Genomic DNA, 13,497 nt, shown 5'->3' on the forward strand with positions numbered 1-13,497 from the left:
TAAAACAGAAAAAAAATGGTTTCAACAAAGTTAATCGGAAAGCTGTTCACACCCAGACAGAAAGCCATCGATCTGTACGATACACAGGCAGAGGCTATCCAAGAACACGTATTCCAGAAACTCATACAAAATGCAGCTCATACAGAGTGGGGAACCACTTATCAATATAATGCCATACGCTCTTACAGTGATTTCCAAAAAGTACCTATTCAGACTTATGAAGACATAAAAGGGTATGTAGACCGGATGCGTCACGGAGAAGCAAATGTACTTTGGAGAGATAAGGTAGTATGGTATGCAAAATCTTCCGGTACCACCAACGATAAAAGTAAGTTTATTCCGGTAAGTAAAGACGGCCTGCAGAATATTCATTACAAAGGAGGACAGGATGCCGTAGCTCTGTATCTGAGAGAGAATCCCCAAAGCCGTTTTTTTTCTGGAAAAGGATTGATTTTAGGAGGAAGTCACAGTCCTAACTACAACGTAAAAGACAGCCTGGTAGGAGACCTGTCGGCCATTTTGATTCAAAATATCAATCCGCTGGTCAACTTTATCCGTGTGCCAAGTAAGGAAATCGCTCTTTTAAGCGAATTTGAAGAAAAGGTAGAACGAATTGCCGAGACTACGATTCACAAAAATGTGACCAACTTATCTGGTGTGCCTTCGTGGATGCTGGCAGTAATTAAGCGTATTCTCGAAAAGACGGGAGCACATACATTGGATGAGGTATGGCCCAACCTGGAGGTATTCTTCCATGGAGGAGTGTGCTTTACACCTTACCGCGAACAGTATAAGCAACTTATCCGAAGCAGCAAGATGCACTATATGGAAACGTATAATGCCAGCGAAGGCTTTTTCGGGCTGCAAAGCGACCTGTCCGACCCGGCCATGCTGCTGATGATTGACTATGATGTGTTCTATGAGTTTATCCCATTGGAAGAGATAGACAATCCGGCTCCTCATATCGTACCGCTCGCGGGAGTAGAAGTTGGAAAGAACTACGCCATTGTGATCAGTACCTCTTGCGGATTGTGGAGATACATTCTGGGAGATACCGTTAAGTTTACTCAGAAAGACCCGTATAAATTCATTATTACCGGACGTACCAAGCATTTTATCAATGCATTTGGAGAGGAACTGATGGTAGACAACGCCGAGAAAGGACTGGCACGTGCCTGTGCCGAAACAGGAGCACAGGTCTTGGAGTATTCGGCTGCACCTGTATTTATGGATGCAAATGCCAAATGTCGCCATCAGTGGCTGATTGAATTCAGCAAGATGCCGGACTCACTCGAAAAATTCAGACACGTACTGGATCAGGCATTGCAGGAAATCAACTCCGATTATGAGGCAAAACGACATAAGGATATCACCTTACAGGAACTGGAACTTATCGTAGCTCGTCCGAATCTGTTCCACGACTGGCTGAAACAGAAAGGCAAACTGGGCGGACAGCATAAAGTTCCTCGCTTGAGCAACAATAGAGACCATATAGAAGAAATGTTAAAACTGAACGAATGAAACCTATACCCAAATATATAGCCATCCTATTGGTTATCATCGGATTTTATGCCTGTGCAAGTACAGGATCGCCCGATGGAGGCCCCTACGACGAAGATCCTCCTAAGTTTGTGCGTGCTACTCCTGAACCTAACACAAAGAACAATACGCGTAAGAAAATTGCGATTGAATTTGATGAGTTTATCAAATTGGAAAAGGCTTCCGAAAAGGTGATTATCTCTCCTCCTCAGAACGAGGCACCGGAAGTAAAAACCAGCGGTAAAAGAGTGTTGGTCAACTTCTACGACTCATTGCGCCCCAATACGACTTATACTATCGACTTTGGTGATGCAATCGTTGACAACAACGAAGGAAATCCGATGGGAAACTTCTCGTATGCCTTTTCTACCGGTGATACCATTGATACTATGCAGGTATCTGGCATAGTACTGAACGCTGCAGATTTAGAACCGATTAAAGGTATTCAGGTTGGGCTGCACAAAAACCTGAACGACAGCGCATTTACAACTCTGCCTTTCGACCGTATTTCACGTACCGACAGTAGAGGACAGTTTATCATACGTGGTATTGCACCGGGCACGTATCGTATTTATGCCTTAATGGATGGTAATCAGAACTATCTGTTCGACTCAAAAACAGAAGCGATCGCTTTCCTGGATTCTCTTATTGTTCCGTCTATGGAAGGAGCAGTAAGACAGGATACCGTATGGAATCAGAAAGATACCACCAAAATCGATACGGTCATTCAGGTCAACTACACTCGTTTCCTGCCGGATAATATCATGTTGCGCGCTTTCAAGGAAGAGAACAATTTACAGTACCTGATGAAGAGTGAACGCCCTAAAACCAATCAGTTTATGCTGTACTTCAGTGCAAAGGCAGATACACTCCCCACATTGACAGGACTGAACTTTGATGCAGAGAAATCTTTACTGGTAGAGCCTAATCAAAAAAACGACAGTATTCTTTATTGGATTAAAGATACAGTGCTATGCGAGCAGGATACACTCATCATGCAACTGGACTATCTGGCTACAGATACACTGGGGCAGCTTGTTCCGCAAACAGATACGTTACGGATGGTGAACAAGATTCCAAAGGAACGTCGTCTGGCTCTGAAAGAAGAAGAAAATAAGAAGAAGGAAAAAGAGCGTAAACGACGCATGAGAAAAGGAGATACGCTGAGCGTTGAAACTCAATTTCTGAAGATGCAGGTAGATGCACCTGCAGCACTTGACTTGAACAGAAACATCATCCTGAAATTCGATGAACCGGTAGAAAGTATAGATACGAATGCCATTCATATGACTGCAATGGTGGATTCTGTATGGCAGGATACTCCATTCATTTTACAGAAAGACTCTATTGCTCCACGCCAATACCAGATTCTGGCAGCCTGGCAACCCGGACAGGAATATCAGCTTACAATCGACTCGCTGTGCTTTAAGGGTATATATGGACTTTATACAGATAAGGTGCAGAATAAGGTAAAAGTAAAAACGCTGGAAGACTATGGAACGCTGTTCCTGAATATTGTAGGGGCAGAAGCTCCTGCCATCGTACAATTACTGAACAGCAGTGATGAAGTAGTAAGACAACAGCCTGTAAACGCCAAGAATACTTGTGATTTCTATTTCTTACAGCCTGGTACTAAATATTATATCCGTTTGTTCTACGACAAGAACAACAACGGAAAATGGGATACGGGTAATTATGAAGAGAAAAAACAAGCAGAGGAAGTATTCTACTTCCCTAAAGTATGGGAAATGAAGGCCAACTTTGAGTTTGAAGAGACATGGGACTTGAAAGCGGTTCCTTTGGACAAACAGAAGTTGGATGACATAAAGAAACAAAAACCCGACGAAACTAAAAAAATTAAAGACCGTAACAAGGAGCGTGCCAAAAATTTAGGAAGAGTATGATGAAGAAATTAGTTTTATGCTTATGCTTCCTGATGGGAGGTATAGCAACAATTCAGGCACAGTGCGGAGCAGAAAATAATGCAATTAAGGCAGGAGAAACACTGAGCTATGAGCTGAAGTTCAATTGGAAGTTTGTCTGGATTAATGCCGGATGGGCAAAGATGACAGTAAACAATACAAACTACATGGGACGCCCGTGTTTGAGAACAGACTTGCAATCGTACACCAACAAGAAAATTGACTTCTTTTTCAAAATGCGTGATACCTTGACTTGTATTACCACTCAGCAGCTGGAACCGCTTTATTTCCGTAAAGGAGCAGAAGAAGGAAAACGATATACGGTAGACGAAGTAAAGTTCAGCTATGCCAGCGGGAAATGCATCGTAGACCAGCAGCGTACACTCTATGGCAATACCGAAAAGCATTACGACGAATCTCCGGTATGTGTATACGATATGTTGAGCATCTTGCTACAAGCCCGATCTTACGATCCGACTAACTACAAGCCTGGGTTGAAAATACGTTTTTCTATGGCTACCGGTAAAGACATAGAGAAACAGACACTTATATATCGTGGAAAAGAGAACTATAAGGCAGAAAATGGAGTAACCTACCGCTGTCTGGTATTCTCACTGGTAGAATATGTAAATAACAAGGAAAAAGAAGTTATTACTTTCTACATTACAGATGACTTGAACCATCTTCCTGTACGTTTGGATATGTACTTGAATTTTGGCTCAGCAAAAGCTTTCCTTACAGATATCAAAGGAAACAGACATCCATTGACTTCTATTGTAAAATAAACCGATTCATGATAAAGAACAAGAGCCATGCCGCGTAACTGCGACATGGCTCTTGTTCTTTATCTGCAAACTTTGCATTATAAGCGAGATACGCCATTTATTTTGCCTTCGATAGAAGTAGGGTTGCCTGTATAGCCTACACTACCTGCACTGGAAGAACCGGCAGACAACTTACCTGTCACATAGCAACGTACATCACCGGCAGAAGAGGCTTGTGCTTTCACATCAACTGCCTTCATTTTTTCGGCATATACTTTACCGGCAGAAGAAGCTTCATACGAAGCATTACGACAAACACCCGACAGATTAATATCACTGGCAGAACTGGAAGATGCTGCTACATCACCCTGGCAAACAATGTCTCGTATTTCACAGTCGCCCGATGAACTGGTTTCTATTGCCATATCACCCTTACACTGTAATCCTACGATTTCCATATCAGCGCTACTTTCTACATTCATCACAGTTTTATGACAGGATATATTTTTCAGAACCAGTTCGGCACTGCTGCTTGCTGTAGCCGTAAGATTGGCACACTGTACTTTCTCTGCATGGATATCCGCACTGCTTGATACGTCAAAAGTAACATCTTTGCTTGTATTCAGTCCGTTAGCTAAAGTGATATCTGATGAGGAAGAAGCATGAAAACCGGTCACTTCAGGGGCAAATACTCTTACTTCGCAAGTACATTTTCCTCTGAAACTCAACGAATGTCCCTGAGGAATATCATAAGTTACATTCAGTTTTTTCCCATTCTGTTCTACCTTCACATACTTTACTACGTTATCGGGTGCATAAATTTCTGCATAAGGTTCACCTTTATACTGAGTATAAACTACATCTATCGAACGTGAAGACGAAATAGCAGCTACTTCTCCGATATTCACTTTTTGAGTTACATAATTTTTACTGGGATTTATTACAGTTTTCCCTCCGGCATAGCATCCGGAAAAGCTCATCAACAGGGGGGTCAATGCAGCCAGAACAGTTACATACAATTTCATAGTCTATATCTTTTTTAGTATTACTACCCATTAGACGCAGAAATCCTCTAAAAGTAACAGATTCTATACAAAAATTTTATTTATGAAAGAAAAACTGTTCAGCCCATCAATTTGAATACTGGAGAAATAAACCAGCGCTTGTACATCAGAGTAGCCAAATGATACACAAAGAAAGCCGAAATAAAACCGACAATTGCATCAATCAGATAATGAGCCTGTATGTATACCGTAGCTCCACACAGCAACAAATAAAAAGGAGTCAACAGGTAAGTCAATTTACGGTTTACACGCCAGGACATAATCATCACAATAGTAGAAATTCCGACATGAGAACTGGGGAAAGCTGCCGTAGGGCGTTCACCGACTTCCTGAGAAGCCTCAACCAGATTGAAGAAGAAGCCATGATCGAATCCCGGACCCGGTATCAGATAATCATTAAAATTGAAATAATCACCGATAGGAGGAAATATACAAGCATTCACCTTGTCCATACCGATAGCAGGGAAATAGAATTGTGGTCCTGCCACAGGAAGCAGAATATAAATAAGATAATAAATGAAAAAAGAGGTAACCAGCACAAAGCAGATTTTCTCAAACCATTCAAAGCGTTTCAGAAAATAGTAAACTACCACTATAAACATCATGGGATAATAGAAAAAGTATCCCATATTAAATGGTTCACTGAACCAGATAGACGGCAAATGCTTACTAAACTCTACTGCCGGCTGACAACCGAACAAGAACTGTTCGGCATGTGCAAACAAATAATCCAGATTAGGAAACAAACGATTGAACTCGAATGTATCGGGATACCAATAAGCCAGCAAAGACATTTGTACCAGCATGCGTATAAATGCTGTCAGACGGCACGGAACAGCCTGATACAAGAATATTAGTACAAAAGTCAACACAACGATGCCTGCACGTTCCAGCAGCATCATCCCCGGATGATCCATACGGGGATAAAGAATCAATATCAGAATAGTGGTCAAGGCATTATAAATCAAACTGATTGTCTCTACAGCAAACAGTCCTTTTCCACTATCTACACGCTCAAACAAGTTTATCTTTACAGCCATCCTTCTTTTTTATACCAAGCTATTATTTCCTTTACGCCTCTCTCCAACGGATACTCCGCCTTATATCCCAACTCTTTTTCCAGTGGAGTAATGTCACAACGCCAGTTCCGTTGCTTCATTATCTTATATTTATCAGGATTTAATGTACTGACCTTACCAAACAGTTTGGCTCCCTGGTCGGCAAGAAATGACAAAGCTTTCAACAAGAACAATGGACATACAAATCGTAGCACAAAGGGATTTCCCATTTCTTTCCGTATTAAATCGGAAAAAGTACGGCTACTGTACACTTGTCCGTCGCTTACAAAATAAGCACGTCGGGTAACCTTCTTTTCAATAGCCAGGTACACAGCCTTTACAAGGTCTTGTACATACACAAATGTAATATCCTGCCGTTTGAATCCTGCTGCAAAGTCGATGTGTTGAGCAATAGATTTCGCCATCAGGAAGTAATCTCGCTCACGTGGTCCATATACACCGGTAGGACGAAATATCACATAAGGGAAATCTTTCAGCGAATGCAAATATTCTTCCGAGTGCAGTTTGCTTTGACCATATGCCGTATTAGGCTGCGGCACATCCTGTTCCTGTATAGAAGAGTAATCTTTCTCACGGATTGGCCCGAAAACACTCAGTGAACTGATGTAAACAAATTGCTCCGGCAACATATCCAGTTTACTCAATATCTCGATAAAATAACGGGTTGCCCAGTAATTACCTATTTCAAAGTCGGCTTTACTACGACATTTCGTTACTCCGGCACAGTGAATGATATAGTCCCATCCGCCATGCTCTCTCTTATGTTGGGCCAATTGTCCTTCCAACTTATCGGAATCTGTAAAATCGAGTTCAGCAAACTGAATACGTGTATCCTGCAAGTACTTTCGGCTACTGCTCTTGCGTACTCCAGCCCATACCTGCATTTCCCGTTCCAATCCGCCTTCCACTAGAAAACTTCCGATAAATCCACTAGCTCCGGTTACTAATATTTTCTTTTTCATTCACGTTACCTGTTTGTAATAGAAGTTACAAAGATAATGGTTTCTCACTGAAAATAAAGGAAGTTATTCGTGCTTTATTCCATTAAATTTGTTTACTTTGTAATAACGATTCATTTTTACGCCTGTCTGATACAGCAGACCGCGTAATTCATGACAACATCAAAATATCAACATTATGGCTAAAAAGAAAAAAGAAAAAAAAGGCGGAAAACGCATGAAGAAGAAAGAATTGGCAGAGCTTCTGATTAATTATTTCCGCATGAAGCCAACCGACAGTTTTACTCTGAAACAGCTTTTCACAGGGTTAAACCTAACAACTCATCCGCTTAAAATGCTTTGTACTGATACCGTTCAAGAAATGTTAGAAGACAGTTTCCTTATAGAAACAGAAAAAGGACATTACAAACTGAACGATAAGGGACAAATACTGATTGGTACTTTCCAAAGAAAAAGTAATGGCAAGAACAGTTTCATCCCCGAAGATGGAGGAGAACCCATCTTCATTGCCGAACGAAACTCAGCGCATGCCATGAACAACGACAAGGTAAAAATTTCTCTCTGCGCCAAGCGTAAACGACATGAACTGGAAGGACAGGTTATCGAAATTCTGGAACATGCCGACAGCACTTTTGTAGGTACACTGAAGGTCAGCAAGAATTATGCATTCTTACTGACAGAAACCAGTACTCTGGCCAACGACATCTTTATCCCTAAAGATAAGTTGAAGGGAGGAAAAGATGGTGACAAGGCTGTAGTAAAAATCACCGAATGGCCGGATTATGCAAAAAATCCGTTCGGACAGGTTATTGACATTTTAGGTAAGGCCGGCGACAATACCACAGAAATGCATGCCATACTTGCTGAATACGGATTGCCTTATACTTATCCGCAAGCAGTTGAAGAGGCTGCAGAGCGCATCCCAGCAGAAATTACACCGGAAGACTATGCCGAACGGGAAGATTTCAGAGAGGTAACGACCTTTACCATCGACCCGAAAGATGCCAAGGACTTCGACGATGCTCTGTCTATCCGTCAGTTAAAACCAGGATTATGGGAGGTGGGAGTTCACATTGCCGATGTATCACATTATGTAAAAGAAGGAAGCATCATCGATAAGGAAGCGGTGAAGCGTGCGACTTCTGTCTATCTGGTAGACCGCACCATTCCAATGCTGCCCGAACGTCTGTGTAACTTCATCTGTTCATTACGCCCTAACGAAGAAAAGCTGGCTTACTCTGTCATCTTCGAAATGAACGAAAAAGCAGAGGTAAAGGATTATCGCATACGACATACCGTCATCAAATCCGACCGTCGCTTTACCTACGAAGAAGCACAGCAGATTATTGAAACTGGAGAAGGAGACTATAAAGAAAAGGTACTGCAACTGAACAAGTTGGCACAGATACTACGTGAAAAGCGTTTGTCGGCCGGAGCCATCAACTTCGACCGTTGTGAGGTGAAATTCGAAATAGACGAAACAGGAAAGCCACTCAGCGTATATTTCAAAGTTTCCAAGGAAGCCAACAAACTCATCGAGGAATTTATGTTATTGGCCAACCGTACCGTAGCCGAACATATCGGCAAGGTTCCCAAAAACAAAAAAGCAAAGGTATTCCCGTATCGTATCCACGATTTGCCGGATCCCGACAAACTGGATAACCTGAGCCAGTTTATCGCCCGCTTTGGGTACAAGATACGTACCGGGGGAAGCAAAGTGGAAGTATCGAAGTCTATTAACCGATTGCTAAGCGACATTGATGGCAAGAAGGAGCAGAACCTTATTGAAACGGTTTCACTCCGTGCCATGCAGAAAGCTCGCTACTCCATTTACAACATCGGACACTACGGACTGGCTTTCGATTATTATACACACTTTACTTCGCCTATCCGCCGTTATCCGGACTTAATGGTACATCGCTTATTGACCCGCTATCTGGCTGGAGGACGTACAGCTCAGGCCGATAAGTACGAAAATTTGTGCGAACACAGTTCTGCCATGGAGCAAACAGCAGCAAGTGCTGAACGTGCTTCTATCAAGTACAAACAGGTAGAATTCATGAGCGAACGCATCGGCAACGTGTACGATGGAGTAATATCCGGAGTAACCGAATGGGGATTGTATGTAGAAATCAATGAAAACAAATGCGAAGGTATGGTGGCTATGCGCGACTTAGGCAACGATTATTACGAATTTGATGAAAAGAATTATTGCCTCATCGGACGTCGTCATCATCGTAAATTCAGTTTAGGAGACCCTGTCAAGATTAAGGTGGCACGTGCCAATCTGGAGAAAAAACAACTCGACTTTATCCTGGCAGACGAATAATAGGATTTAAGTATATTCTACCAATAATGTCATTCCAGACAAAAAATTATCTGGAATGACATTTTTATTTTCTTAATATCGGATGAATTTCTGAACGGAAAAAACAAAAGCCTCCAAGCATCAGCCCAATACTCTTTGAAAATCAAAGTAACTTACTTCACTCTCCGGTTCAACTGATTATTGGCCTTGGCAGGCTTCGATTTTCCTATTCGTTTTCCTGTCAGTTTTTTCTTTCCTTGCTGTTTAGCCTTAAATGCAAAAGGATTCTTTTTATTTACTACCATAATCTATATTTTTCGACAAAAATAAAATATTTCTTTCTATTTTTGCTTTTTACTAAACAGAAGCATTATGAACACACCCGACTATACACACGTTCTGACGCAAGTAGTTGATAAACTATCCGACAGCAATTCTTTTGGAGGATTGTTTCATCAACACAAGGATGGAGACCCTCTGCCTTCCGGAAAGTCGCTTTACCGCATCGTCGAATTATCACGTGCCATTCTGTTTCCAGGATACTTCGGAACCCCTAATCTGCACACCCATACTATTCACTTCCATATTGGTGTGGACGTCGAAGAGCTTTTTACTCTGCTTACCGAACAGATTCAAGCAGGATTGTGCTTTGGTGTAGAAAGCAGTGGCATGGCTACCTCTGATACCCCTTGTAGGGAAACGGCTGCCAAACTGGCCATTCAGTTTATCAGTCGGTTGCCCGAACTGAGACAAATACTGGCTACTGACGTAGAGGCCGCTTATTACGGTGATCCGGCAGCCAACAGCTTCGGTGAAATCATTTGCTGTTATCCCATCATTCGTGCCATTACCAATTACCGTATTGCTCACGAACTTTATTTGCTGAATATTCCACTGATTCCACGTATCATCACCGAAATGGCTCACTCGGAAACAGGGATAGACATTCATCCGGGAGCCTGCATCGGACACCATTTTACCATCGACCATGGTACCGGTGTGGTTATTGGAGCCACTTGTATCATCGGCAATCACGTCAAGCTGTATCAGGGTGTAACACTGGGAGCCAAAAGTTTTCCCCTCGATGAGAATGGAAATCCTATTAAAGGAATCCCCCGCCATCCGATATTGGAAGACGATGTAATTGTATATTCCAATGCAACCATACTGGGACGTATTACTATCGGTAAAGGAGCTACAATTGGTGGTAATATCTGGGTCACCGAAGACGTCCCTGCCGGTGCACGAATTGTACAACGGAAAAACTCGCAAACGTAAGATAAAGAACCTAAATACCCACAAACGTAAGAACTGAAAAAACAATGAGCACATTTGCACCTTTTGCCCGACCTCTTTATATCATGACCAAACCTGTCGGAGCCATTTGCAATCTGGCTTGCGACTATTGCTATTACCTGGAAAAGTCGAAACTTTATCAGGAAAACCCTAAACATATCATGAGCGACGAGCTGCTGGAGAAGTTTATCAAAGAATATATTGAATCGCAAACCATGCCTCAGGTACTGTTTACATGGCATGGAGGAGAAACATTGATGCGCCCGCTTTCTTTCTATCAGAAAGTTATGGAACTGCAGCGCAAATATGCACGCGGACGTACGATAGACAACTGTATTCAGACAAATGGTACTTTGCTTAACGACGAGTGGTGCCGCTTCTTCCACGACAACAACTGGCTGGTAGGTGTTTCGATAGACGGTCCTCAGGAATTTCACGACGAATACCGTAAAAACAAGCAAGGAAAACCTTCGTTTATGAAAGTAATGCAAGGCATTAATCTGCTGAACAAACATCGGGTAGAATGGAATGCTCTGGCCGTAGTCAACGATTTTAATGCCGACTATCCACTCGACTTCTACCACTTTTTCAAGGAAATAGGTTGCCGGTACATCCAGTTTACTCCCATCGTAGAACGAATTTTCCGTCATGATGACGGACGCCATCTGGCCGCTGTAGAAGAAGGGGACAATGAAAAGTTGGCCGACTTCTCTGTAACTCCAGAACAATGGGGAAATTTCCTTTGCACCATTTTCGACGAATGGGTAAAAAACGATGTAGGGGAATATTTCATTCAGTTATTTGATGCCACTCTTGCCAACTGGGTAGGCGAACAGCCCGGAGTATGCTCGTTAGCCAAAACTTGTGGACATGCAGGAGTCATGGAATTCAATGGCGATGTATACTCTTGCGACCATTTTGTCTTCCCTCAATACAAACTGGGAAATATCTACTCAAAAACACTGGTAGAAATGATGTACAGCGACAAGCAGCAGCAGTTCGGACGCAATAAGTTCGACAGTCTGCCTTCTCAATGTAAAGAATGCCAGTATCTGTTTGCCTGCAACGGTGAATGCCCTAAGAATCGTTTTTGTAAAACCGCTACCGGAGAACCGGGGCTTAACTACCTTTGTAAGGGCTATTATCAGTACTTCGATCATGTAGCACCTTATATGGACTTTATGAAAAAAGAGTTGTTGGCAGAGCGGGCACCAGCTAATATTATGGAAGCAATAAGAAAAGGAGAATTATAATTTCCACAAAAGCAAAAGATATCCGTATACCTTCATGGTATTACATCATAAAAAAATCGCTATGCTGTTCTTTATAGAAGCAACCATAGCGATTTTTATTTAGAATAACTTAATCTGTTTATTTACCTAACACATCCTGTGGCGGGAACTGATAACCTTCTCCTCCATTATTATCCATTACAGCTCCACTGGGTACTTTCAAGTGTTTCTGACTCTTACTCCAGTCCCATATTTTAGTAGTGTTTTCTGTAATCTCTCCAGTTTCCGAATCGCGTTTTTTACCATTCATCGGATAATACAAGAGCAAACCTTCGTCATCCGGATTTACAGATTTCCATAAAGACTGTTTAATCTGTTTTTGCGAGCGCGCCACTTTCCAGAAACGTATTTCACGCAACCATTCATTACGTCCGCCCAACCAGAATCCGGTAAGACCATAAGGACCAGTACGCATTTCACGATCAGCCACCAGTTCTCCGTTTACATAGATATAATTTTTCTTTCCATCGTATACCATCGAAATCATATACCACTCATTGGGTTGAGCTGAAAATTTCTCCAATGGCACGTCTATCTGAGAACCTGCAGTCTTCAATTGGAACTGATTATATTTAATCGTCACATCACCAAAACGAGGATAGATTTCATCCAATGTACTAGAACCCGAAACCACTTTTGTACCTCCAAGAGCTACGTTATTACTATTATAAACCGAATGCATGACCATCATTTCAAAAGTCCATACATCCACCTTAAAGTCATCCGGGAACATACCTGCATCTTCTGCACCAGAGCCGGCAAACTTCATAACCGGTATCGATACAATAGGTTCAAAAACAAGCAATGCACTTGTTTCACCAGGAATTAAATTCGTACTTCCTCCCTGAATCTTTACAGGAAGTGCATATGTTCCTTGAGGAGAAAACTCAAGATTCTTCAATACAACTGGAACAGTCTGAGATACAGCATTGGGAGCCAATACAATATTCTTTTCCATTTCGTACATATTCTCCGGCAGCACAATATAATCTGTCCCGTTCTGCTTATTATATTTGTCTAATACCTCTTGTCCTTCTATAACCAAAGAAACACGTACCTCTTCTGTTGTTTTCTTTGTCAAGCTAACTTGCAAATCCTTAATCAATACATCATTATGTTCTTTTACAAAAGACTGTATTACTCCTGTGTTAGGCATATACACACCCAACTCTACCTCAAATTCTTTTGTAGCATCTTTATATAGTTCGTCCTGGCAGCTAAAGAACGTAAGCATGCCGACAATTCCTATCATCCAAAATTTCTTCATAATTCAA

General features: G+C 41.9%; 11 protein-coding genes. 6 read left to right on the forward strand and 5 right to left on the reverse strand.

Annotated elements, in window-relative coordinates; genetic code table 11:
• The first annotated feature begins 15 nt into the window (after window positions 1-15).
• Genes WKU26_RS04290 through WKU26_RS04300 form a run of 3 tightly spaced genes read left to right on the forward strand, consistent with a single transcriptional unit; the run spans window position 16 to window position 4,246 of the window.
• Window positions 16-1,521, forward strand: a complete 1,506-nt coding sequence (locus tag WKU26_RS04290; RefSeq protein ID WP_340321019.1) for a GH3 auxin-responsive promoter family protein — start codon at window positions 16-18, stop codon at window positions 1,519-1,521.
• Window positions 1,518-3,443, forward strand: coding sequence for an Ig-like domain-containing protein (locus WKU26_RS04295; RefSeq protein WP_340321020.1), 1,926 nt, complete (start codon window positions 1,518-1,520; stop codon window positions 3,441-3,443). The genes WKU26_RS04290 and WKU26_RS04295 overlap by 4 nt, the downstream gene beginning before the upstream one ends.
• Complete coding sequence (locus WKU26_RS04300) at window positions 3,443-4,246, forward strand: DUF3108 domain-containing protein (RefSeq protein ID WP_445323213.1); 804 nt, start codon at window positions 3,443-3,445, stop codon at window positions 4,244-4,246. Before WKU26_RS04295 ends, WKU26_RS04300 begins: the two co-directional genes overlap by 1 nt.
• A 77-nt stretch (window positions 4,247-4,323) precedes the next feature.
• On the opposite strand, the gene WKU26_RS04305 is transcribed toward WKU26_RS04300, so the two are convergent.
• The 3 genes from WKU26_RS04305 to WKU26_RS04315 all read right to left on the reverse strand — a co-directional run bounded on the left by WKU26_RS04305 (window position 4,324) and on the right by WKU26_RS04315 (window position 7,330).
• Entirely contained in the window at window positions 4,324-5,250 is a 927-nt protein-coding gene (locus WKU26_RS04305; RefSeq protein WP_340321022.1) for a GIN domain-containing protein, read from the reverse strand.
• A 98-nt stretch (window positions 5,251-5,348) separates the two neighbouring features.
• The gene (locus WKU26_RS04310; protein WP_340321023.1) at window positions 5,349-6,329 is read right to left on the reverse strand and encodes a phosphatase PAP2 family protein; all 981 of its coding nucleotides are present in this window, start codon (window positions 6,327-6,329) and stop codon (window positions 5,349-5,351) included.
• On the reverse strand, window positions 6,320-7,330 hold the full coding sequence (locus WKU26_RS04315) for an NAD-dependent epimerase/dehydratase family protein (protein ID WP_340321024.1): 1,011 nt from the start codon (window positions 7,328-7,330) through the stop codon (window positions 6,320-6,322). The genes WKU26_RS04310 and WKU26_RS04315 overlap by 10 nt, the downstream gene beginning before the upstream one ends.
• A gap of 175 nt (window positions 7,331-7,505) precedes the next feature.
• Between WKU26_RS04315 and rnr the strand changes: the two genes are divergently transcribed.
• Window positions 7,506-9,656 carry a ribonuclease R gene (rnr, locus tag WKU26_RS04320; protein WP_340321025.1) on the forward strand — a complete coding sequence of 717 codons (2,151 nt, stop codon included), beginning with the start codon at window positions 7,506-7,508 and terminating at the stop codon, window positions 9,654-9,656.
• Between the two features lie 152 nt (window positions 9,657-9,808).
• Here rnr and WKU26_RS04325 read toward each other — a convergent pair whose 3' ends face one another.
• The gene (locus WKU26_RS04325) at window positions 9,809-9,940 is read right to left on the reverse strand and encodes a hypothetical protein (RefSeq protein WP_340321026.1); all 132 of its coding nucleotides are present in this window, start codon (window positions 9,938-9,940) and stop codon (window positions 9,809-9,811) included.
• Window positions 9,941-10,007: 67 nt separating this feature from the next.
• Between WKU26_RS04325 and WKU26_RS04330 the strand changes: the two genes are divergently transcribed.
• Window positions 10,008-10,913 (forward strand): serine O-acetyltransferase, encoded by a 906-nt coding sequence (locus WKU26_RS04330; protein ID WP_340321027.1) that lies wholly within the window; start codon window positions 10,008-10,010, stop codon window positions 10,911-10,913.
• A 44-nt stretch (window positions 10,914-10,957) separates the two neighbouring features.
• Complete coding sequence (locus WKU26_RS04335) at window positions 10,958-12,184, forward strand: anaerobic sulfatase-maturation protein (protein ID WP_340321028.1); 1,227 nt, start codon at window positions 10,958-10,960, stop codon at window positions 12,182-12,184.
• Window positions 12,185-12,302: 118 nt separating this feature from the next.
• On the opposite strand, the gene WKU26_RS04340 is transcribed toward WKU26_RS04335, so the two are convergent.
• A complete protein-coding gene (locus tag WKU26_RS04340; RefSeq protein WP_340321029.1) occupies window positions 12,303-13,490 on the reverse strand; it encodes a BT_3987 domain-containing protein in 1,188 nt (395 codons plus the stop codon).
• Between the last annotated feature and the right edge of the window lie 7 nt (window positions 13,491-13,497).

Source organism: Phocaeicola sp. HCN-40430 (assembly GCF_037890285.1).
GTDB classification, from domain to species: Bacteria; Bacteroidota; Bacteroidia; order Bacteroidales; family Bacteroidaceae; genus Phocaeicola; species Phocaeicola acetigenes.